A 23,401-nucleotide genomic window follows, 5' to 3' on the forward strand; every position below is an offset into this window, starting at 1 on the left:
AGGCAAATAATAGCTAATGACAGCGCAATTTGAACATGTCTCTGTACTGATGGACGAAACCATAGATGCTTTGGATATTAAACCTGAAGGCATTTACATGGATGGCACATTTGGTCGCGGTGGGCACTCGGGGCAAATTCTTGCGCGTTTAAGTGAACAAGGTCGCTTACAGGCGATTGATCAGGATCCACAAGCTATTAAAGCCGCCGAAAAATTTGCCGATGATGCGCGTTTTTCAATTGCTCACACTCGTTTTTCAAACCTAAAAGCGGTTGCTGAAGATAACGATTTAATCGGTAAAGTTGACGGTATTTTGTTGGATATCGGTGTTTCTTCACCACAGCTTGATGATGCTGAACGCGGTTTTAGTTTTATGAAAGATGGCCCACTTGATATGCGTATGGATCCAACTAGTGGTCGCAGTGCTGCACAATGGCTAGCTGAAGCTGAACTAGAAGATATCACGCATGTGATTAAAACCTATGGCGAAGAAAAATTTGGTCGTCGAATTGCTCATAAGATCATTGAAACACGTGAGCACACTGCAATCACAAGTACTAAGCAGCTTGCTGATTTAGTCGATGAAGCTGTGCCAGTTAAAGATAAGCACAAACACCCAGCTACACGCACATTCCAAGCGATCCGTATTTATATCAATAGTGAGCTTGAAGAAATTCAAACTGCATTGCAAGCCGCTGTTGAGGTTTTAAAACCAGGGGGACGTTTAGTGGTTATTTCGTTCCACTCGTTAGAAGATCGCATTGTTAAGCAGTTTATTAAAAAACAGAGTAAGGGAGAGGCGATACCCAGAGGTCTGCCTTTGACGGACGCACAAATAAACAAAAACCTGACGTTAAAGGCAGTGGGTAAAGCCATTAAGCCGAGTAAGGCGGAGATTGAAGCAAACCCGCGTTCACGTAGTTCAGTGTTAAGGGTTGCGCAGAGGTTGTAATGAAAGCTAAAGCGACACATCGCCAACCTAATTTATTTACAGAAATTTTCAAAGGCCTAGGAGCTAATAAGCTGACCTTGGCCTTGTTGGTTGTGATCCTCGCATCTAGTTTGAGTGTGGTTCAGGTGACGCATCTAGCGCGTCAGCAATTGATTGAACAAGACAAATTATTGCAAGAGCGTGATGAGCTCGATCTTGAGTGGCGTTACTTGCTCGTAGAAGAAGAGTTTTATTCACAGCATGCGCGCATTGAAGAAGTCGCGACTATGCAATTAGAAATGAAACGGCCAACTAGCCAAGACGAACAGGTGGTAATACTGCGATGAGAAGCAGAGGGAAAAAGCCAACAAATACCTTAATTACATGGCGTTTTTTGCTGGTGTGCTCAGTGGTGTTTTTAGTCTTTATGACGCTGGTTGCGCGTGCCGCTTTTTTACAGGTTATTGAACCAGATAAAGCGCGTTCTGAAAGTGATAAACGAACTGTGCGTGTTGAAAAACAACATGTGCAACGTGGCATGATCTTCGATCGCAATGGCAAAGAGTTGGCGGTCAGCGTACCTGTGGTAAGTGTGTATGCGGATCCGAAAGCGCTGCATAAATCACTGATCAGTAAGGTACTGCGTCAAGCTAGAAAAAATGGTGAAGATCAACAAGCACTGGCTGAAAATACGGTTGAGTTAGATAAACGTATTGCCGCTTATTACAATAATGATATTCGCTGGCGTGAACTTGCGGATGTATTACGCATTGACCCAAGTAAAGTTAACTCTCGCCTTCGTGATAATCCAAAGCGTCGTTTTGTCTACTTAAAACGTCAGGTTACCCCTGCTGTTGCTAACTATATTGGTGATCTTCGTTTACCAGGTATCCACTTACTTGATGAGTCAAAACGTTATTACCCTGCCGGTGAAGTAACAGCCCATGTTATTGGATTTACTAACATTGATGGTCATGGTATTGAGGGAATCGAAAAGCTTTACGAAAAGGCGTTAACGGGTGTTGAAGGTCAGCGCACCATTCGTAAAGATGCCCAAGGCCGTGAAGTAGAAGTGCTTGATGAGCGTGAACGTGTTGAGCCTGAAAACATTCATTTAAGTATTGATCAGCGCATTCAAGCGATTGCTTATAAAGCAGTAAAATCAGCAGTTCTAACCTATAAAGCTACTTCGGGTTCAGCCATGGTTGTTGATGTTAAAACCGGCGAAGTATTAGCTATGGTGAATAGCCCATCGTTTAACCCTAATAACTTAAACGATGCTGCACCGCATAAGCGTCGTAACCGTGCTATCACCGATTTGTTTGAGCCAGGCTCTACTGTTAAGCCACTAGCCATTTTAGCTGGTTTAGACTACGGCGCAATTCAACCGGATTCAATTATTGATACTTATCCTGGCTGGATGCGTGTGGGTGGCAGCCTTGTGCAAGATACCCGTAACCATGGTGAGATGACCTTAAGAGAAATCTTAAAGTATTCAAGTAATATGGGTGTAACTAAGGTCAGTCAAGAAGTACCAAAAGACTATTTTGTAGGGCTTTACCAAAAGGTGGGGTTTGGCAGTGATAGTGGTACAGGCATGGTTGGTGAAAGCAGCGGTTTATTTTACCCAAATCGACGCTGGTCAGATCATGAAATTGCTGCATTATCATTTGGTTATAACTTAGCTGTAAGTACCGCCCAAATGGCTCGTTTTTATGCCATGTTAGGCTCTGGTGGCGTTATGCGCCCGCTAACAGTTCTTAAACAAGAGTCAGTACCAGAGGGTGAACGTATTTTCCAACAAAAAGACGTTGAAGCGGTTGTTCACATGATGGAAAGCGTATTCGAAAAAGGTGGTACTGCACAAAAAGTTCATGTTGATGGCTATCGTGCTGCTGCCAAAACAGGTACCTCTAAGAAAGCCGCTGTGGGCGGGTATGGTGACGAATATGTTGGCTATTTTGCTGGTATTGCGCCAGCGAGTAACCCACGTTTAGCGGTAGTAGTAATGATTAATGAACCGGGTGGAGATGTTTATTACGGCGGTGCGACGGCAGGCCCTGCATTTGCAGAGATTGTCTCCAATGCCTTAAGAATTCTAAACGTTGCACCGGACAAAGATGCGGTTGCGTACGTAGAAGGCAAAGATAACGATGCGTGATTTAAAACCGATTCTTAATCAAATTGATGTTGAGGCCAATAGTTTATTGGTTAACCAACTACGTCTTGATAGTCGAGATGTAAAAGCTGGCGATGTGTTTGTCGCCATTAAAGGCCATCAGCTTGATGGCGGACAGTTTATTGACAAAGCCATTGAAAATGGTGCGGTGGCAGTTATTGCTGACCGTTTATGTGAGTTCGAAAGTGAGTTTGAACCACTTTACTTAGTTACCGATTTAGCAAAAAAGCTGCCAGCACTTGCAGCAGCTTTTTACCAGCAACCATCAAAGCAGCTTGAGTTAGTGGGTGTGACAGGCACCAATGGCAAGTCAACAACCACAGCAATGATTGCGCACTTAGCACAGCACTGTCATAAACGCGCAGCAGTGATTGGTACGCTCGGTTATGGGCACCCTGATAATCTAACTGAGCTTGCAAACACCACGCCATCGAGCGTTGATTTACAGCGTATTTTATCTGAGCTTGTCGCAGAGCAGAATGATGTTGTGGCCATGGAAGTCTCATCTCATGGTTTAGTGCAGCATCGCGTTGATAATTGTCAGTTTAAAGCAGCAGTATTTACTAATCTTACACGCGATCACTTAGATTATCACGGCACCATGGATGCTTACGCTGATGCCAAGTTAATGTTAATGCGTGACCATATGCCACAGCTTGTGGTGCTTAATCAAGATGATGCGCAAGTTGAAGCATGGTTAGAAAAATACGACTTCAATAATCTAATTTGTTACGGCCATAAAAACCTCACGCCTGAAAATGCGCGTTTTGTTTATTTTAGCGATGTAACTTATGATAACAGCGGTATTTCGGCGAAGTTTGATACCAGCTGGGGGCTAGCCGAAGTTAATTGCACACTGTTTGGCGAGTTTAACTTATATAATTTAGCCGCTGCTATGGCCACTTTATTAGGTATGGGTTACCCACTTGATTTACTCGTTGAAGGATGTAAGTCATTGCAGCCTGTTGCTGGGCGCATGCAGGCATTTAGTGCGCCAGGTCAACCGACTTGTATTGTTGATTATGCCCACACTCCTGATGCATTAGCACTGGCATTACAAGCATTGCAAAAGCACGTTCCAGGTGGCGTTAGCTGTGTGTTTGGCTGTGGTGGTGACAGAGACAAAGGCAAGCGCCCGATGATGGCAAAAGCAGCTGAAGGCAATGCAGACCGTATTATTGTCACCAGCGATAACCCAAGAAGTGAAGACCCTGACGCTATTATCGCTGATGTGGTTGCGGGGCTTAAGCAGCCTGAACGCGCACATTGTGAAGCAGACCGAGCGCAGGCTATTAGTTATGCCATTTCGCAAGCGAGTGCTGATGATGTCATTCTTATTGCGGGTAAAGGCCACGAAGACTATCAAATTATTGGCGACCAACGAATCGACTTCTGCGATCGTCAATATGTACAACAACAATTAAAAGAAAAATCGCAAGGGGCGCAGTTATGATCCCTATGGATTTTGATTGGCTAGCTAAAGTTCTAGCAACCGATTACCAAGGTGGTAATCAAACGGTAAAAAATATTAACACTGACACCCGTACTTTGCGTGACGGTGAAGTGTTTTTAGCGCTACAAGGGCCTAATTTTGATGGCCATAAATTTGTTGCGCAAGCAAAAGAAAAAGGCGCGATAGCTGCTATTGTAGCGCGCCCTGTTAATGTCGATATTGTGCAGTTTGTGGTTAGTGACACACGTATTGCGCTAGGTCACATCGGCGCAGCTGTGATGGCACAGGTTGCACCGAAAACAATTGCTATTACTGGTAGCGTGGGTAAAACGACCGTAAAAGAAATGTGTGCGGCGATTTTATCTGGTCATGGTGAAGTACTAGCAACAAAAGGCAACTTTAATAATGACATTGGCGTACCACTCACGTTATTACGCCTTGAACCACAACACCAATATGCGGTGATTGAGTTAGGTGCAAACCACATTGGTGAAATTGCTTACACCGTTGCAATGACGAAACCTGATGTTGCTGTGGTATGTAATGTTGCAGCTTCTCACTTAGAGGGCTTTGGCTCATTACAAGGTGTAGCAACGGCCAAAGGCGAAATCTATGATGGCTTAAAGCCTGATGGTGTTGCCGTAGTTAATTGCGACAGCGATTATGCCGATTTTTGGCTTGATAAATTAACTAATCGCAACGTAAAACGTTTTTCTACTAGCCAACAATTAGATTATTGGGCAGAAGATGTGGTGCTTGATGAACAAGCGCGCGCTTCTTTTGTGCTTTGCAATAAAGATAAAAAAGTACCTGTCACTCTGGCATTACCGGGCAAGCATAATATTGCTAATGCGTTAATAGCCACCGCCTTAACCACTGAGCTCGGTGTAAGTCTCGAAAGTGTCGCATCGGCGCTGGCAACCATGGGTGAAGTTAAAGGTCGTGTAAACGTCCTTAAAGTGTCAGACACATTGACGGTGATTGATGATACCTACAACGCGAATGTGCAATCGGTTAAAGCGGCAATTGATTTGTTAAGTGATATGCCGGGGCGTCGTATTTTTGCGTTAGGTGATATGGGGGAGCTTGGTGAAGAAGCGCGTTTTTATCATCAACAAGTCGGTGAATATGCACAGCAAAAAGGCATTGATGAGCTTTACAGCCTAGGTGTATTAAGTAAATCAGCCAGTGATGTATTTGAAAAGCCAAACCGCCACTTCTCAAGCCGTGAACAATTATTACAACAATTACAAAGTGAACTTGCTCAATCGACGCAAAAAACCACAGTTGTTGTAAAAGGTTCGCGCAGTTCTCGTATGGAGCTTGTGGTCACAGATTTAGTAAATAGCCAGCAAAATGGCAATAATGGAGTATCGTCATGTTAGTTTGGCTGGCAGAGTATTTAACACAATATTACAGTGGCTTTAATGTTTTTTCTTACCTAACGCTGCGCGCAATTTTAGGTATTTTAACAGCGCTACTTATCTCACTTTATTTTGGTCCTAAGCTAATTCGTGCATTGCAAAAAATGCAGATTGGTCAGGTGGTTCGTCACGATGGTCCAGAATCTCACCTATCTAAAAAAGGTACGCCAACTATGGGCGGCATTTTGATTTTAGGGGCGATTTTTACCAGCACATTACTGTGGGCAGACCTTTCAAATAAATATGTTTGGGCAACCTTATTTGTCGTGGGCTCGTTAGGTGTGGTTGGTTTTATTGATGACTACCGTAAAGTGATCCGCAAAGACCCTAAAGGGTTAATTGCTAAATGGAAATACTTTTGGCAATCAGTGATTGCGTTAGTGGTTGCCAGCGCACTTTATTTTACCTCGCAGCAAGGCAGCGAAACCTCGTTAGTTGTGCCGTTTTTTAAAGACGTGCTACCACAGCTAGGGTTGTTTTATATCGTGATGACTTACTTTGTAATTGTAGGTACGTCGAACGCGGTAAACCTAACAGATGGCCTTGATGGTTTAGCGATTGTGCCAACCATTTTAGTGGCGGCAGCACTCGCCATTATTGCTTATTTAACAGGTAACGTTAATTTCTCAAGCTACCTACATATTCCGCATTTACCGCTCGCCAGTGAGCTTGTGGTTGTGTGTACAGCAATTGTGGGAGCTGGCCTTGGTTTCTTATGGTTTAACACCTACCCAGCACAGGTATTTATGGGTGATGTAGGTTCATTAGCACTTGGTGGTGCACTGGGTATTATTGCGGTGCTGGTTCGTCAAGAACTGGTACTTATCATCATGGGTGGTGTGTTTGTAATGGAAGCATTGTCGGTGATTTTACAAGTAGGCTCATACAAATTACGTGGTCAACGTATTTTTAGAATGGCGCCTATTCACCACCATTATGAATTAAAGGGGTGGCCTGAGCCGCGCGTAATTGTGCGCTTTTGGATTATTTCAATCGTGCTAGTGCTTGCTGGCCTTGCGACATTAAAGATCAGGTAAATGACAGTTATTAACGAGATTAAAAACAAACAAATTTCAGTGCTCGGACTCGGTGTAACCGGTCTGGGCATTGTGCGTTTTTTATTATCTCAGAATATTAAGCCAATTGTTGTTGATAGCCGCACAGCGCCGCCGGGTGCTGATTGGCTAAATGAGCATGCCAGTGAGTTAACGACTCACTTTGGTGATTTAGAACAGGCAGACTTAGCCAGCAATGACATTATTATCATCAGCCCAGGTTTAAGCCTCGCGACACCCGCTGTAGCAAAAGCAATTGATGCTGGTGTTGAAGTGATTGGTGACGTGGAGCTTTTTGCCCGTTTAACCGATAAACCAATTGTCGCGGTGACAGGTTCAAATGGTAAGTCGACAGTGGTCACATTGGCGTTTGAAGTACTGAAAGCGGCCGGTTATAAAGTTGGCCTTGGTGGTAACATTGGTACTGCGGTACTTGATTTACTATCGCAAGACTATGATGTTTATGTACTTGAGCTGTCGAGTTTTCAACTTGATACCACGCATAGCTTAAAAGCGAAAAGTGCCTGTGTTTTGAATGTGAGTGAAGACCATCTCGATCGTTATTCAAGTTATCAAGCATACATAGACTCTAAACAAAGTATTTATAATGGCTCAGAGCTTGCTGTAGTTAATGCCATTGATGTGGCAACACACACTGCAAAGCAACCCCAAGTAAGCTTTGCGCTCGCCAATGCAGATTTTGCCTTGGTTGAACATCAAGGCGAACAATACTTTGCAGCACACGGTAAACCAGTATTACCAGCAAGCTGCTTAAATGTTGTTGGTTCACACAATCAACAAAACGCTTTAGCGGTGATGGCATTACTGAGCCCGTTTGATATTGCTAAAGGGCATTACCAGCAAGCGTTTAGTGCTTTTACTGGGCTTGCACACCGTTGCCAGTTTGTCGCTGAAATTAATGAAGTAAAATACTTTAATGATTCAAAAGCGACCAATGTAGGTGCAACTATCGCTGCGATTGAAAGCTTAGCTGATCAAGCAAAGCAATTGGTTGTGATTGCCGGTGGTGATGCAAAGGGGGCTGATTTAGATGCCTTAAAGCCATACTTAAACAACAAAGTGAAAGCGCTTATTTGTTTTGGTAAGGATGCTAAAGCTCTCGTAGCATTAACCGAAAAAGGCCACCTAACCACCAACATGCATGAAGCTGTGCAACTAGCAAAACAGTTAAGCAGCAGTGGCGATATCGTTTTATTAGCACCCGCATGTGCCAGCATTGATATGTACAACAATTACATGCAACGTGGTGATGATTTTGCGCAGTGCGTATTGGCGGAGGCAGTATGATTGCATTTGCTGACATCCGTGACGCATTAACACCAAAGCAATCGCCACAGCTTTATGATGTGCCGTTATTGTATTGCATGTTGATGTTGATTGGCGTTGGCTTTGTGATGGTAACCAGTGCCTCTATGCCAACAGCAGAGCGATTATTTGATAATCCGTATCACATTATTATTCGCCACGGCATGTTCTTAATTATGGGCTTTTTCTTATTTTGGATTGCCACAAACGTGCCTATGGATTGGTGGAAGCGCAGTAACGCCTATTTATTGTTGCTGGGTTTAGGTTTGCTGGTTTTAGTGCTGATTGTTGGCCGTGAAGTGAACGGTGCAAAGCGTTGGATACCTATTGGCCCTGTGGGCTTTCAGGTTGCTGAAGCCGCCAAGTTGTATTTCTTTAGCTATATTGCCGGTTACTTGGTACGTAAACGTGAAGAAGTACAAGAGAACTTAAAAGGTTTTTTCAAGCCATTAGCTGTATTTGGTGTGTATGCATTTTTGATTTTGATGCAACCAGACTTAGGGACCGTAGTTGTACTGTTTGTGACGACAGTTGGTTTGTTGTTTTTAGCGGGGGCTAAGTTATGGCAGTTTTTTGGCCTTATTTTAACGGGTATTGCTGCCGTGGTAGTGCTAATTATCGCTGAACCATACCGTATGGCTCGTGTCACTGGCTTTTTAGAGCCGTGGGAAGATCCATTCGGTAAAGGTTATCAGTTAGTGCAATCGCTAATGGCATACAGTCAAGGTGGTTGGTTTGGTCAAGGCTTAGGAAATAGCGTGCAAAAACTGCAATATCTTCCTGAAGCACATAATGACTTTATCTTTGCAGTGATTGGTGAAGAGCTTGGCTTTTTTGGCGTATTAAGTATTTTGATTGTGCTTGCTGTGTTTGTATTCAGAGCCCTGTTAATTGGTCAAAAAGCATTGAAATGCGGCAAAGAGTACGAAGGCTATTTTGCTTTTGCTATTGGTATCTGGTTTGCGTTTCAAACCATGGTAAATGTTGGCGCAAGTGCGGGTATTTTGCCAACCAAAGGTTTAACACTGCCGTTTGTTTCTTACGGTGGCTCTAGTTTATTAATTATGACCATAGCAACAGGTGTACTTTTGCGAATAGATTTTGAGACAAAAATGGCAACTAAGCAGGCAACCTCTCGAGGAGGTAAGCGATGAGTAAAAAATTACTTGTTGTTGCAGGCGGTACTGGTGGTCATATTTTCCCGGGTATTGCAGTTGCTGATTTTTTAAAGCAGCAAGGCTGGCAGGTTAGCTGGATTGGCACGCCTGACAGAATGGAAGCAACGGTAGTACCTAAGCACAACATTGAGATTGATTTTATCAATGTGAAAGGTGTGCGTGGCAATGGTATTAAACGTTTGGTCAAGGCACCATTTATGGTGATGAATGCCATTTTTCAAGCACGCAAAATTTTAAAAGCACAAAAGCCCGATGTTGTTTTAGCTATGGGTGGTTATGTGACTGGACCTACGGGCATTGCAGCAAAGAGCTTAGGTATTCCTTTGGTTATTCATGAGCAAAATGCTGTTGCAGGCATGAGTAATCGTTGGCTAGCAAAGTTTGCCAATAAAGTTTTAGCTGCTTTTCCATCGGCTTTTGCAAAAGAACAATGCGAAGTGGTGGGTAACCCTGTGCGAGCAAGTGTCGCTAATGTCACTGTAAAGCAAACAGCGACACCGATTAATGTGCTAGTAGTTGGCGGTTCACTCGGTGCGCAAGTTCTTAATGAGACTTTACCAGCTGTATTCAGTGAACTTTCAGCGCTAACAACGCTTAATATATGGCACCAAACAGGTAAAAATAATGAACCGAATGTGACTGCCAGCTATCAACAGTTAGGGTTAACTGAAAATAGTAAAGTCGCTGAATTCATTGATGATATGGATAGCGCATATCAATGGGCTGATTTGGTAATTTGCCGAGCTGGTGCATTAACGGTGAGTGAGATTGCGGCAGCCGGAAGAATGGCCTTATTTGTGCCTTTTCCACATGCTGTCGATGACCATCAAACTGCCAATGCAAAGTATTTAGTGACTGAGCAAGCTGCATTGATTATGCAGCAAAGTGAGTTTAACCAAGCGGCGGTTGTTGAGTTATTAACGCCTTACGTAAATGCACCAGAAAAAATTTCAACAATGGCAAGTAAAGCAAAACAGCTTGCTATTTTAGATGCCACAGCCAATGTTGCAAAACGCTGTGAGCAACTAGCAGATAGAAGAGATTAGTAGTGAAAGAAAGCACGATGAAAGAAAACAACACTCGTCCTGCGATGCGTCGTATAGACACCATCCACTTTGTGGGTATTGGTGGCGCAGGCATGGGTGGTATTGCCGAAGTACTTGCTTTTGAAGGCTACCGTATCACAGGTTCAGACATTGCGCACAGTGCGATGACTGAGCGCTTAATACAAGTGGGTGCAGAAGTATTTATTGGTCATGATGAGAACAATGTAAAAGATGCCAGCGTTGTCGTGGTATCAAGTGCGATTAACGAGCAAAATCCTGAGATTAAAGCAGCAAAAGCGGCACGTATTCCAATTGTTCGCCGCGCCGAAATGTTGGCAGAATTAATGCGCTTTCGCCACGGTATTGCTGTAGCGGGCACTCATGGTAAAACAACAACAACCAGTTTAATAGCAAGTATTTATGCACAAGCGGGCCTTGATCCAACCTTTATTATTGGTGGCTTGTTAAACAGTGCTGGAAGTAATGCCAAGGTCGGTAAAAGCGACTTTTTAATTGCTGAAGCTGATGAGAGTGATGCGTCATTCTTACACTTACAGCCTATGGTGTCGGTGATCACGAATATTGAAGAAGATCACATGGATACATACGGCGGTAGCTTAGAAAAAATGAAAGACACGTATGTTGATTTCATTCATAACTTACCGTTTTATGGTTTAGCTGTTGTGTGTATTGATTCTGAGGTTGCAGCGGAGTTGATCCCTCGCTTTGGACGCCCTGTGATTACCTATGGTGAGTCGGCAGAAGCTGATTACCGCATGGTTGATTTTAGTCAAGCAGCGAATACTTGTTCATTTAATGTTGTGAATAAGCAAGGTGAAAGCCTAGCCGTTACGCTTAATATGCCGGGTAAGCACAATGCGCTTAACGCGACAGCTGCGATTGCGGTGGCTAAAGATCAAAACATCGCTAACCATGCAATTTTAGAAGCGCTGACAAAATTTGAAGGCGTAGGCCGTCGTTTTCAGCATTATGGAAGCTTTGAGAATGAACGCGGTAATGTGATGTTAGTTGATGATTATGGTCATCACCCATCAGAAGTTGCAGCAACAATTGCGGCGGTTCGTGAAGGGTGGCCAGATAAACGTTTAGTGATGATTTATCAGCCGCACCGTTATAGTCGAACCCGTGATTTATACGAAGACTTTGTCAAAGTACTGGCTGATGTTGATCAGTTATTACTGCTAGATGTGTATTCAGCGGGTGAAGAGCCAATTGTAGGGGCCGACAGCAAGAGTTTATGTCGTAGTTTACGCCAGCGTGGTAAAGAACCATTACATATTGCCAACAGCTCCGAGCTTGCTGGTGTTCTTGCCAGTACACTGCAAGATAATGATTTAGTTTTAACACAAGGCGCTGGTAACATTGGCCAGTTAGTGAAAAAGTTAGCAGCAACCGAGTTGTCTATTGAACAACTAAAGCAGGTAAACGTATGAGCCAGTTAAGTGACAAATTTGGCAAAGTAGCGGTACTTTTTGGTGGCACATCTGCCGAACGAGAAGTCTCTCTTAAATCAGGCCAAGCTGTATTGAATGCTTTGCAAAGTGCTGGCGTTGATGCCATTGCTTTTGATCCGAAAGATCAGCCGCTATGGCAATTAAAAGAGCTAAACATTGAACGTGTGTTTATTGCTCTGCATGGTCGTGGTGGCGAAGATGGCACTATTCAAGGTGCACTTGAATTTATGGGTATCCCATATACTGGCAGTGACGTTTTAGGTTCTGCGCTTGCGATGGATAAAGTGCGTTGTAAGCACTTATTTAAAGCAATGGGGCTAAGCACAGCACCTTACACTGTTGTTGATAGCCGCCATGAGTTTGATAGCCAAGCGATTATTAATGAGTTTGGCAAAGTGATGGTAAAACCGTCACATGAAGGCTCAAGCATTGGTATGGCAGAAGCAAGCAGCGCTGAGCAACTCGATGCGGCGCTTAACGCTGCATTTAAGTTTGATAGCCAAGTGCTTGTTGAGCAATGGATCACTGGCCGTGAATTTACTGTTGCTGTACTTGGGCAAGATGTTCAGCCTGTCATTGAGATGACGACGCCAAATGGCTTTTATGACTATCAAGCTAAGTATCAATCGAATACAACTCAGTATCATTGCCCTGCAGATATATCTGCGCAAGAAACTGAATTGTTGCAAGATATGGCATTAAAAGCATTTGATTTAGTGGGTGCAAGTGGTTGGGGGCGTGTTGATGCGATGCGTGATCAGCAAGGTAACTTTTACTTATTAGAAGTAAATACGGTACCAGGCATGACAGAAAAGTCTTTAGTGCCCATGGCAGCGAAAGCGAATGGTGCAAGCTTTGAGCAATTAGTTGTTCGCATTTTGGAGCAAACCCTTTAATATGCATCCTTTTTTAGAAAAAGCGCAACAATTAAAACAGCAACTAAATTGGTCGTTGATTTTTGGTGTGAGCTTTTTTCTAGTCGTGATTTTTGCATTAGTAAAAATCACCACGGGCGTCTCAGATTGGTTGGTAGAAAACAAAGACGCACAAATAAAGCATTTATCAGTACTTGGACAGCCCCAATATACTGATGAGAAAGCAATTATTGGTGCAATAAAAAAAGCCGACTTATCGAGTTTTTTTGAATTAGACGTAAAACATGTGCAACGCTTAGTACAAAGCTTGCCGTGGGTGGCAACGGCATCGGTCAGAAAGCAATGGCCAGATACCCTGCAAGTATATGTTGTTGAACATCAAGCTGTAGCTCATTGGAACAGTGATATGCTGTTAAACCAAGCTGGCGAAGTGTTCCAAGCAAGTAGTGATAAATTACCCACAAGCTTGCCACAATTATACGGCCCTGAAGGCAGTGAGATTGAGGCGTGGACAGCATTTAGTCAATTTCAAGAAATGCTCAAAGTGAATAACTTAGAGCTGACTAGTTTAGCGCTTTCTGAGCGCTTTTCGTGGCAGTTATGGCTTGATAACGGCATTCGCCTGAACTTAGGCCGCAAAGAAAAAGCAAAGCGTGTACAGCGTTTTATTGACGTGTATCCGCGCATGGAACAACGTGCAGATGCACAAATCGATGTTGTTGATTTACGGTATGATACCGGTCTTGCAGTGAGCTGGAAGCCAGTGCAAGAAGAACAATTAGAAAATAAGAGTAAGGCATGACCAAGTCAGCAGAAAGAAACCTAGTGATTGGATTAGACGTTGGCACATCGAAAGTTGTGGCCACCGTTGGTGAAATCACCGCAGATAACAAACTAAGCATTGTGGGTGTTGGCAGCCAAGTATCGCATGGTATGGATAAAGGCGGCGTTAACGACCTTAACCTTGTTTCTGAATCGATTCGTCGAGCTATAGATGAAGCTGAGCTAATGGCTGATTGCCGTATTAGCTCTGTTTATTTAGGGATTTCTGGAAAACATATCCAGTGCCAAAATGAAAGCGGTGTAGTGGCAATTAACAACACGGAAGTGACAGACGAAGATATTGAAAATGTCATCCACATTGCGCGTTCAGTGCCTATTTCGGCAGAACGAAAAATGCTACATGCATTGCCACAAGAGTACAGCATCGATATGCAAGAAGGGATTAAAAACCCACTTGGCATGAGCGGTGTACGTATGGAAGCTCGCGCGCACATTATTACTTGCTCAAACGATATGGCAAAGAATATCGAGAAATGTGTTGAGCGTTGTGGCCTTGAAGTCGATCAGTTGATCTTCACGGCACTGGCATCATGTTACTCAGTACTTACAGATGACGAAAAAGAACTGGGTGTAGCCGTGTTAGATATTGGTGGCGGTACCATGGATATCACCATTTATATTAATGGTGCGCTTCGCCACTCAGCCGTTATTCCTGTAGCCGGTAACCAAGTGACTGGTGATATTGCAAAAATATTTAGAACGCCTATATCACATGCTGAGTCACTCAAAGTACAATATGCATGTGCGAGTAGCCAGATGGCAAGCAACGAAGACACTATTGAAGTACCGAGTGTGGGTGGCCGACCAGCGCGTATTATGTCGCGCCATACCTTAGCTGAGGTTGTTGAGCCTCGTTTTAGAGAATTATTCGAGTTGGCGATGGAAGAAATCCGCCGCTCAGGTTTTGAAGACCAAATTGCTGCAGGTCTCGTCATTACTGGCGGAACAGCAAAAATGACGGGTGCAATGGAAGTGGCAGAAGACATTTTCCAAATGCCGGTCAGAATTGGCAAACCAATCGGGATTGTTGGTTTGACAGATTATGTAGATGATCCTTCGTACGCAACCGCGGTTGGTTTGTTACAATACGGCCGTACAATGCAATCGATGAATGCACAAAAGTCGAAAGCAGAAGGTGATAATAATTGGTGGAACCGTATTACTAAATGGTTCCAAGGTGAGTTTTAAGACTCAAGTCGGAGAGTAAACATGTTTGATATGATGGAACAGCACAGCGAAGAAGCTGTCATTAAAGTAATTGGCGTGGGCGGTGGCGGCGGTAACGCTGTTGAGCACATGGTAAAACAACAAATTGAAGGTGTACGTTTCATTGCTGCGAATACGGATGCACAAGCATTACGTAATTCATCAGCAGATGTCACTGTACAGCTAGGTACACAAATCACCTCTGGTCTAGGTGCGGGTGCTAACCCTGAAGTGGGTCGTAATTCTGCTGAAGAAGACGCTGAGACTATCCGTGCCAGCTTAGAAGGCGCTGATATGGTATTCATCGCAGCAGGTATGGGCGGTGGTACGGGTACAGGTGCTGCACCAGTGGTTGCTAAAATTGCTAAAGAGTTAGGCATTTTAACGGTTGCTGTTGTAACGCGCCCGTTTGACTTTGAAGGTAAAAAGCGTGCTGCAGCTGCTGAACAAGGCATTAATGAATTGTCAGAAACTGTAGATTCACTTATTACAATTCCGAACAATAAATTGCTTAAAGTTTTAGGTAAAGGCACTACACTATTAGATGCCTTCGCAAAAGCGAATGACGTATTATTTGGTGCGGTACAAGGTATTGCAGAACTAATCACACGTTCTGGTCTAATCAACGTGGATTTCGCCGACGTACGTACAGTTATGTCAGCGATGGGTACTGCGATGATGGGCACAGCATCTGCGTCTGGCCCTGACCGTGCGCAAGAAGCTGCAGAAGCGGCTATCTCAAGCCCGCTACTTGAAGATGTCGATTTAACAGGCGCTAAAGGTATCCTAGTTAATATCACGGCAGGTATGGATATCGCGATTGAAGAATTTGAAATTGTTGGTAACCACGTTAAAGCACTTGCGTCAGAAAACGCAACAGTGGTTGTGGGTGCGGTAATTGACCCTGAAATGAGCGACGAGTTACGTGTAACGGTTGTTGCAACAGGTTTAGGCGGTGATCGTCGTCCACAGTTTGGCATTGTTGATAATGGCTTTAAGAAAGCATCAGGTTCTGATGTACAAAGCTCAATGAACCAAACAACTAGCAGCATGTATGTACCAAGCTTTGCAAGTCAAAGCAGCGGTGATGATGTAAGCATGTCATCTGCGTCTGAAAAGCAAGAGCCAGTACAACAAAGTACAACGAGCAGCTCAGTATCTAGCAGCACTGAGAGCAGCAAAAAGTCTGATAAATCAGAGGGTGGCGATTACTTCGACATTCCAGCTTTCCTAAGAAAGCAAGCTGACTAAGACAGTTTTTGTTGGTAATTTTGTTCGATAAATAAACAAATTGGCAGTTGAATGTATTTATGATACAATTCGCCGTCTAACTGTAACTATAAGTGAGTGAACCTATGATTAAACAGCGTACGATTGCAGAAGTAGTCAAAGCCATAGGAATTGGACTTCATAAAGGTGAGAAGGTCACTATTACTCTCCGACCTGCGAGCGCAAATACTGGGATAGTATTTCGTCGCGTAGACCTTGATCCGGTTGTTGATTTTGAAACAACACCAGAAGCCGTTGGTGATACGCAACTGTGTACCTGTTTGACAAACAAAGATGGTGTTCGTTTATCAACGACTGAGCACCTTATTGCGGCGGTAGCGGCAATGGGTATTGATAATCTAATTGTTGAATTAGACAGCTCAGAAGTACCAATCATGGATGGTAGTGCATTACCATTCATCTATTTGTTACAGAAAGGCGGCATTAAAGAAGTAAATGCAGCTAAGCGCTTTATTCGTATTAAAGAAAAAGTACGTATTGAAGAAGGCGATAAATGGGCTGAGATAGAACCATACGATGGTTTCCACATCGATTTTGAAATTGCGTTTGATCACCCAGCAATCAATGAAAGCCGCCAACGTATCGGTTTAGATATCACGGCACAAAGCTTCACTGAAGAAATCAGCCGCGCACGTACTTTCGGCTTTATGAAAGATATCGAGTATATGCACGCTAACAACCTAGCATTAGGTGGTAGCATGGATAACGCAGTTGTATTGGATGAGTTTAAAGTACTAAATCCAAACGGCTTACGTTATAGCGATGAGTTTGTTAAACACAAGATCTTAGACTGTGTGGGCGATATGTTTATGACTGGCCACAACATTCTAGGTAAAATCACGGCTTATAAATCAGGCCATGATTTAAACAATAAACTACTTCGTAAAATTATGGCGACTGAGTCAGCATGGGAATGGGCAACTTTCGATTCCCCAGTGACTATGCCAGCACCAGGCTTAGAAGTAGCGACAGCTTAATCGCAAGCATATTACAGTTATAAAAAATGACGCTTTAAGCGTCATTTTTTTTGCCAAACTATTATCAAGAATTATAAGCCTAGAATAGCTTCAAGCTCGACCAACTGATTGATTTGATAAGTTGGTTTAATATCTTCAGGTAGCTCAACTCCTGGGTGTTGTAACCAACACGTGTCGATACCCACATTGTGACCACCTAAAATATCACTGGCAGCTGTATCGCCTACCATTAAAATCTGCTCTTTTGGTGGATTGCCCATTAATTGAAATGTATGTTGAAAAATCTCTGGGGCAGGTTTTGCTTTACCGACTAACTCTGAAATAACCAGCCAATCGAACATATCCTGTAAACCGGTGTGCTCTAGGCGTTTTTGTTGTAACTTAGCAAACCCATTGGTAATAATGCCTAGCTTGGCGTGTGGTTTTAACTTTGTAAGCAAGTCAACTGCACCAGGTAATGGCACACAAATAGAGGCCATAGCATCCAAGAAGCCATCGTTAAGCTCTTTTGCTGGTACATCGAGTTTATTTGCCCACTCGGTAAAGCGAGTTATCTGTAGTTCACTGGCGGTAATTTCGTGCTTTTGATATGCAACCCACAGCGGCTTATTGGTTGCTTGGTAATGATGATAATCTGACTCAGTAAATTCTACGCCGTAATGTGCAAACATCACTTTTAAACCTTCAAATGCATTAAAGCTAAAAAGCGTTTCATCGGCATCGAATAATACGTGGCTATACTTCATGGTTATCCTAATTACTGGTTGAATAGGGTAGGGTGTGAAAATGGCGCCATGGCCAATGTCAGCGCTTGTACATAAGTACTTTCGCGCGTGGCAAGATGATTGGTTAATAAGCCAATAGCACCACCTTGTTGTTTGATATTAACGGTATTGAATGCCTCATCCATGACATCACCTAGTTCTTTACCAGCTAGCAAGGCATCGTAAAAAGGTTGCGGTAACGGTAGGTTGCTACTGCGACCCACGCTAAATTGCTGCTTGTTTGCAATCACTACAAAGGCAAAGGTTGCAGCGCCATAACTAAATTGTTCTGCGCCACCTTCCATTGCTGTATAAAAATCGGCGTCAAAGTGATCTTGGCAATACTTAACGCGATTTTCAGCGCCGATACGGGTTTCATCTTCACCTAGTGGCTGATCAGGTACGCCAGAAGGTGCATCTTCACCTTTGCACTCAATGGTATGATGTGGGAAATAAAGACTAAAGACATGTTTAGCCGCGTTAATTTTAACGGGGTTCTTTGAACCAACAATAACACGTAATGTTTGTTTCAAGGCGACGACTCCATTGTTTTCACCAGAGTCAGCAGTGTACCCGAGTGAGTTAAATCGGCAAGTCAACCGGGGCTAAATTTTCAAGGGCGCGTTTTTTCAAAATAATATCTTTGATCAACGGGGTTAGCACAAGCTCCATTGCTAAGCCCATTTTGCCTCCAGGTACCACAAGCGTATTGATACGAGACATAAAGCTGCCTTCAATCATGCTCAAATAGTACGGAAAATCGACGTCATCTATGCCACGAAAACGAATCACAACAAAGCTTTCGTCTAAAGAAGGAATATCTTTTGCGCTGAATGGGTTTGAGGTATCAACCGTCGGCACTCGCTGGAAGTTGATATGAGTACGTGAAAACTGCGGGGTAATGTGGTTAATGTAGTCATCCATTGAACGCACAATAGAGCCCATTACCGCTTCTCGCGAATGGCCTCGTTCAGAGGTGTCGCGAATGAGTTTTTGGATCCACTCAAGGTTGATAATTGGCACCATGCCAATCAATAAATCGACATGCTTAGCAACATCATGATTCTCATCGACAGCACCACCATGAAGACCTTCATAGAATAAGATATCTGTATTTGATTCTAAATCTTGCCAAGGGGTAAAAGTTCCTGGAAGTTGGTTATAAGGCACCGCTTCGTCGAAAGTATGTAAGTAACGTCTGATTTTACCTTGGCCGGTTTCGCCATATTGGTAAAAAAGCTCTTCAAGGGCACCAAAATCATTAGCTTCTCGGCCAAAGTAGCTAATGTGCTTACCTTCTTGTTGTGCTTCACGGATTTTTTTATCCATTTCAGGGCGAGTATAACGATGAAAGCTATCGCCTTCGATGAAGGCGGCATCAATGCTTAAGCTTCTAAAAATGTGCTTAATTGCATTGGTGGTTGTGGTAGTTCCCGCCCCAGATGAACCGGTAATAGCGATGATAGGGTGTTTAGCTGACATAATTATTCTCGTTATTGTTGATACCAGTCGGCTTAAAAATTTAACCATTCTAGTGTGTTAAATGGTCAGTGGCATAACTCGATTGGTATTACCGTGCATAAAATCAATCAGTAGAAACCGATAAAAAACGAACACGTCCTAGTTATAAAGGTCGAGCATGGTAAGGTCAAGTGACTGGCGGATTAATTAACGCTATCATGGGCTGATAAAAATTAAAACGAGAGAACAACATGAAATTGATTTCGTCTTTACTTTTCGTCGCAGCAGGGACATTGTTTACCAGTCACGCACATGCAGCGATGCCTAAAAGCGAAATATTACTTGCCGATTTAGACACCCCATATGGTATGCAGGTGTCGCGAGTAACCGATGATAAAACTTATAATAATCAACCATTTTTAGTTGATACTGGGCTTTACTACACCCATGAAGTTGTTGGCGAAAATGGCCAGTCACAAACCGATATTGCGTTTTATGACTTTGCATCTAAGAGCAGCGTGAATATCACCAATACTGCTGTCAGTGAATACTCGCCAACGCTAATGCCAAATCAGCAAGCCTTGTCGGCAATCGTGGTCGAAGCAGATGGTAAGCAAAAGTTATGGCAGTATCCATTAGCAGAAGAGCCTGCCGCGAGCCGAATTTTTGAATGGATTGAGCCTGTTGGCTACCATGCGTGGGGCGCTGATGAAGACCTGATCATGTTTATCTTAGGTGAGCCGCATACATTGCAATACACTCGTGTTGCTGCGGCTAAACCGCGTGTCATTGCTGATGATATTGGCCGAACTTTAATTTTTGATAAACACACAAACAGTTATTTATTTAGTTATAACAAAAACAATCAACATTGGGTTGCACGCTTTGCGCCGCAAACTGAGGAAGTGAGTGATTTATTTAGATTACCTGAGTCGGTGCAAGACTTTGCTTTAATTGATAAAGACACTGTGGCTTATGCGGTTAATAACCGAGTTCATAAGCGCAGTTTGACTGAGCCTGAAGTGGTATCACAGTGGCTTGATTTAAGACGCTTTTGTGAAGGCTCAATCTCGCGTTTAAATTACAAACAGAGCAAACTGGCATTTGTATGTAATAAGTGAAATGACCCGTTTTCCAACTCGCATTCATAAAAGTGCACAGCCCATTCATTATGGTATTGCATTTAAAGTCACCTCACCTGAAGCTGCAGAGCAATTTATAACTAAGTTAACTGCTATTTTAGCGCAATAAAAAAGGGCCACATTGTGGCCCTTTTCGCATTTGCTTTAATTAGCGCTTAAGGAAGCTATTCACCGAATTTAACTCACGGTTTTTCAGTGCAATACAATCATTAATGCTTTCTTCAAGCTTACTAAGAGAACGTGCATAACCTGGTACTTCAGTGATTTTATCGTTGAAGAAGGCTTTGGTTTTCTCTAGGCTTTTCGCATCGCAGCTTGCCGTCGTGAAGAACGGTAAATTTGGTACAAAGAACGGTGGTAAGTTCTTAGTGATAGCATCGTAATTGTTGTAAATCCACTCAATAAACAGTGCTTCACGCTCTTTACCATAGCCTAAACCACCTAATAACGTACGCATATCAGAGGCTGTTACGTTATCTGTTAAGCTGTATTCTAGAACCGCTTTTTGTAACTCAGGTTTACCAAAGTAACCCATCGCTGCCAGCATCTTAGTACGCACTTGTGGATCTTTGGTGGTTTTAAAGGTTTGTTTGTACTTTTCAAGTAACTTTGCATCGCCATGGTAAGCAGCAAGGTTTAAGTAAGTTGAGGCTAAATATGGGTCAACATTTTCAGGGTTGTTTAAGTACAGTGCCGCTTGTGCTTTTGCGGTATCAATGACTTTTTGATCTTGACCATCAAAACCTAAACGGGCAATAACTTGCGCACGTAATTGCGATACCGCCGCGTCTTCATCTGTTTTTGCCGTTAATCCATATTGCTTAGCAGCAGGTGCAATGCTGTTTCGAATAAACTTAGGCCATAGGTCTCGGTTACTGTCGTCTTCGAATACGCGTTTTTGAGAAGCAAGGTAACCTAATGCTGTGTTTGCTACTAATGGGTGAGCATCACTCACAAAGGCTTCTAAAGTTTGCATTAAGTGAGCCGCAGAGATAACACCTGCATCAAGTAATGAATCAACCGCAGAAAGTAGCGCTAAGCGCTCACGTACCGTTAGCTTGTCAGCAGCGTTCTCTAACAGGGCATTAAACTGAGCATCATCTAATACCCAGCGGTAATAACCCATGGCACCTTGATCTGGGTAGATCCACTCAGGTTCAAAGTCGAGAGTCAGTTGCTGTGTTTCTTTATTCAGCAGTACATTTGCGGTTTTAACTTTGTCGCCCGCACCATACTTAATTGCAACCGGAACATTCCAAAGTTGTGCTGGTGCATCAACGCCAGCATTTACAAAGCGGCTTTGGCTGATATTAATTTTCTTACCATCTTGCGTTACTTTAATAAGTGGGAAAGATGACTGTTCGATAAACGATTTAAGAACACTTGCCACATCTTTATTAGACGCTTCGCCTAGTGCTTGCCATAGATCAGCAGCTTCTGCATTTTTATACGAGAATTTCTTCAAGTAAGCACGAATACCTTGCTGGAATGCCTCTTCGCCAATCCAGTTTTCAACCATAGATAAAACCGCGCTACCTTTACTGTAGGCAAGGCCAAGGCCATCCATGATGTCAGCTTCAGTTTTGATTGGCTTACGGATAGGTTTAGTACTTAAACGCGCATCCAGTGCCATTACATGATTTTGTGGTAAGTCTAAGTGAGACTCAAATTCTGGGTTGATTTGTGCAGTGATTTTCGCTGCCATCCAGCTTGCGAATGCTTCGTTTAACCATAAATCATTCCACCACTTCATAGTCACTAGGTTACCGTACCACTGGTGAGCTAACTCATGGGCAATGATTGATACATTACGCTCTTTTTTGCTGCGCGTTGCTGTTGCTAGGTCTACTAGTAAAATGTCTTCACGGTAAGTCACTAGGCCTGCGTTTTCCATTGCGCCAAATGGAAACTCTGGCACTGCCACTGAGTCTAGCTTTTTGTATACGTAAGGAATGCCAAAATAATCTTCTAGCGCTTTTAACACTCGCGGCATATTTTCTTTTGCGTAATCAGCAAGGTGAATTTTACCTTGTGGAGTCAATACGCGGCCAGGGATTGGCATGCCTTTAATTTCAAGCTCTTCAAACGGGCCAACAGCCATAGCGACTAAGTAAGAAGGAATCGGTGGTGTTTTGTCAAAAAAGTGCGTTGTCATATCGCCATCAACTTTGGTTTTTAAAACCGGTGTATTGGCATACACTTTTTGTGATGTTGGCGCTGTGATAGTTAGCTGAAATGGAATTTTATAACTTGGCTCGTCAAAAACGGGGAATGCACGACGCGCATCGCTCATTTCAAATTGCGTGAAAAGATAAGGTGTGCCTTGATCTAAAGTTTTATATAAACCAACACTTTGGCGGTTATAAGGTGCGGTAAAATCAACTTTTAAAGTGTATTTGCCTGGCTGAATTTTTTCTTCACAAGCGAATTTAACTTTGCCTGTTTTTAGCATTTCAGCATTTAGGTCACAGTTTTCTGCACCTAAAATTTTCGCCATGCTAACTGCATAATCAATACCGTTTAATTCGATATAATTGGTTGCTTTTAGAACCTCTAAAGCAATTTCGGTATGACCAGAAAAATTGTCTTTGGCAGGATCAAGCGTAAGTTCTACTTGTTGTGAGCTAGGCTTGGCAAGCTTTTCGATAACATATTCATTGGCATGGGCAGAGCTAACAGCAAGTGCAACACTCACCGTTAATAGGCTTTTTAAGAACATAAGTATCCCTGATTTTTTGTTGTTAGAAAGGCACCTGCTATGAGGGGCGAATCACCA

The 23,401-nt window shown here is 43.1% G+C and carries 21 protein-coding genes; 17 read left to right on the forward strand and 4 right to left on the reverse strand.

All coding sequences use genetic code 11. From position 1 onward, the window contains the following. The first annotated feature begins 16 nt into the window (after positions 1 to 16). The 15 genes from rsmH to lpxC all read left to right on the forward strand — a co-directional run bounded on the left by rsmH (position 17) and on the right by lpxC (position 17,258). Positions 17 to 952 carry a 16S rRNA (cytosine(1402)-N(4))-methyltransferase RsmH gene (rsmH, locus tag L1272_RS06450; protein ID WP_054552738.1) on the forward strand — a complete coding sequence of 312 codons (936 nt, stop codon included), beginning with the start codon at positions 17 to 19 and terminating at the stop codon, positions 950 to 952. Then, a complete protein-coding gene (ftsL, locus tag L1272_RS06455) occupies positions 952 to 1,278 on the forward strand; it encodes a cell division protein FtsL (RefSeq protein ID WP_054552737.1) in 327 nt (108 codons plus the stop codon). Before rsmH ends, ftsL begins: the two co-directional genes overlap by 1 nt. Next, entirely contained in the window at positions 1,275 to 3,092 is a 1,818-nt protein-coding gene (locus L1272_RS06460; protein WP_054552736.1) for a penicillin-binding transpeptidase domain-containing protein, read from the forward strand. The genes ftsL and L1272_RS06460 overlap by 4 nt, the downstream gene beginning before the upstream one ends. Then, entirely contained in the window at positions 3,085 to 4,563 is a 1,479-nt protein-coding gene (gene murE, locus L1272_RS06465) for a UDP-N-acetylmuramoyl-L-alanyl-D-glutamate--2,6-diaminopimelate ligase (RefSeq protein ID WP_138598836.1), read from the forward strand. The genes L1272_RS06460 and murE overlap by 8 nt, the downstream gene beginning before the upstream one ends. Further along, complete coding sequence (locus tag L1272_RS06470) at positions 4,560 to 5,948, forward strand: UDP-N-acetylmuramoyl-tripeptide--D-alanyl-D-alanine ligase (protein WP_235373016.1); 1,389 nt, start codon at positions 4,560 to 4,562, stop codon at positions 5,946 to 5,948. Before murE ends, L1272_RS06470 begins: the two co-directional genes overlap by 4 nt. Beyond that, positions 5,942 to 7,024, forward strand: coding sequence for a phospho-N-acetylmuramoyl-pentapeptide-transferase (mraY, locus tag L1272_RS06475; RefSeq protein ID WP_054552733.1), 1,083 nt, complete (start codon positions 5,942 to 5,944; stop codon positions 7,022 to 7,024). Before L1272_RS06470 ends, mraY begins: the two co-directional genes overlap by 7 nt. Then, positions 7,025 to 8,350: a UDP-N-acetylmuramoyl-L-alanine--D-glutamate ligase gene (murD, locus tag L1272_RS06480; RefSeq protein ID WP_054552732.1), complete on the forward strand. Its 1,326-nt coding sequence runs from the start codon at positions 7,025 to 7,027 to the stop codon at positions 8,348 to 8,350. It abuts the gene before it with no gap. Further along, positions 8,347 to 9,522, forward strand: a complete 1,176-nt coding sequence (ftsW, locus tag L1272_RS06485; protein ID WP_054552731.1) for a cell division protein FtsW — start codon at positions 8,347 to 8,349, stop codon at positions 9,520 to 9,522. Before murD ends, ftsW begins: the two co-directional genes overlap by 4 nt. Continuing rightward, positions 9,519 to 10,592: an undecaprenyldiphospho-muramoylpentapeptide beta-N-acetylglucosaminyltransferase gene (murG, locus tag L1272_RS06490; RefSeq protein ID WP_138598839.1), complete on the forward strand. Its 1,074-nt coding sequence runs from the start codon at positions 9,519 to 9,521 to the stop codon at positions 10,590 to 10,592. The genes ftsW and murG overlap by 4 nt, the downstream gene beginning before the upstream one ends. Positions 10,593 to 10,609: 17 nt before the next feature. Beyond that, the gene (gene murC, locus L1272_RS06495) at positions 10,610 to 12,046 is read left to right on the forward strand and encodes a UDP-N-acetylmuramate--L-alanine ligase (protein ID WP_206769780.1); all 1,437 of its coding nucleotides are present in this window, start codon (positions 10,610 to 10,612) and stop codon (positions 12,044 to 12,046) included. Continuing rightward, on the forward strand, positions 12,043 to 12,963 hold the full coding sequence (locus L1272_RS06500; protein ID WP_138598841.1) for a D-alanine--D-alanine ligase: 921 nt from the start codon (positions 12,043 to 12,045) through the stop codon (positions 12,961 to 12,963). Before murC ends, L1272_RS06500 begins: the two co-directional genes overlap by 4 nt. A 1-nt stretch (position 12,964) precedes the next feature. Next, the gene (locus L1272_RS06505) at positions 12,965 to 13,744 is read left to right on the forward strand and encodes a cell division protein FtsQ/DivIB (protein ID WP_054552727.1); all 780 of its coding nucleotides are present in this window, start codon (positions 12,965 to 12,967) and stop codon (positions 13,742 to 13,744) included. Further along, a complete protein-coding gene (gene ftsA, locus L1272_RS06510) occupies positions 13,741 to 14,973 on the forward strand; it encodes a cell division protein FtsA (protein WP_054552726.1) in 1,233 nt (410 codons plus the stop codon). The genes L1272_RS06505 and ftsA overlap by 4 nt, the downstream gene beginning before the upstream one ends. Before the next feature lie 21 nt (positions 14,974 to 14,994). Beyond that, positions 14,995 to 16,242: a cell division protein FtsZ gene (ftsZ, locus tag L1272_RS06515; RefSeq protein ID WP_138598842.1), complete on the forward strand. Its 1,248-nt coding sequence runs from the start codon at positions 14,995 to 14,997 to the stop codon at positions 16,240 to 16,242. 104 nt (positions 16,243 to 16,346) lie between these two features. Next, positions 16,347 to 17,258 (forward strand): UDP-3-O-acyl-N-acetylglucosamine deacetylase, encoded by a 912-nt coding sequence (gene lpxC / locus L1272_RS06520; protein WP_138598843.1) that lies wholly within the window; start codon positions 16,347 to 16,349, stop codon positions 17,256 to 17,258. Between the two features lie 71 nt (positions 17,259 to 17,329). Here the strand turns inward: lpxC and yjjG are convergent, their stop codons facing one another. The 3 genes from yjjG to L1272_RS06535 are packed head-to-tail and all read right to left on the reverse strand — an operon-like array spanning position 17,330 to position 19,504. Next, the gene (gene yjjG / locus L1272_RS06525) at positions 17,330 to 18,004 is read right to left on the reverse strand and encodes a pyrimidine 5'-nucleotidase (RefSeq protein ID WP_138598844.1); all 675 of its coding nucleotides are present in this window, start codon (positions 18,002 to 18,004) and stop codon (positions 17,330 to 17,332) included. A gap of 11 nt (positions 18,005 to 18,015) precedes the next feature. Then, positions 18,016 to 18,555 (reverse strand): inosine/xanthosine triphosphatase, encoded by a 540-nt coding sequence (gene yjjX, locus L1272_RS06530; protein WP_138598845.1) that lies wholly within the window; start codon positions 18,553 to 18,555, stop codon positions 18,016 to 18,018. A 49-nt stretch (positions 18,556 to 18,604) separates the two neighbouring features. Then, positions 18,605 to 19,504, reverse strand: coding sequence for a phosphoribulokinase (locus L1272_RS06535; RefSeq protein ID WP_054552722.1), 900 nt, complete (start codon positions 19,502 to 19,504; stop codon positions 18,605 to 18,607). Between the two features lie 230 nt (positions 19,505 to 19,734). Between L1272_RS06535 and L1272_RS06540 the strand changes: the two genes are divergently transcribed. Continuing rightward, entirely contained in the window at positions 19,735 to 20,604 is an 870-nt protein-coding gene (locus L1272_RS06540; RefSeq protein ID WP_138598846.1) for a hypothetical protein, read from the forward strand. 1 nt (position 20,605) lies between these two features. Next, the gene (locus tag L1272_RS23110) at positions 20,606 to 20,734 is read left to right on the forward strand and encodes a hypothetical protein (RefSeq protein ID WP_268841463.1); all 129 of its coding nucleotides are present in this window, start codon (positions 20,606 to 20,608) and stop codon (positions 20,732 to 20,734) included. 39 nt (positions 20,735 to 20,773) lie between these two features. On the opposite strand, the gene L1272_RS06545 is transcribed toward L1272_RS23110, so the two are convergent. After that, entirely contained in the window at positions 20,774 to 23,344 is a 2,571-nt protein-coding gene (locus L1272_RS06545) for a M1 family metallopeptidase (protein WP_138598847.1), read from the reverse strand. Positions 23,345 to 23,401: the final 57 nt, after the last annotated feature.

This window comes from Pseudoalteromonas sp. PAST1 (genome assembly GCF_021532515.1).
Taxonomy (GTDB): domain Bacteria; phylum Pseudomonadota; class Gammaproteobacteria; order Enterobacterales; family Alteromonadaceae; genus Pseudoalteromonas; species Pseudoalteromonas simplex.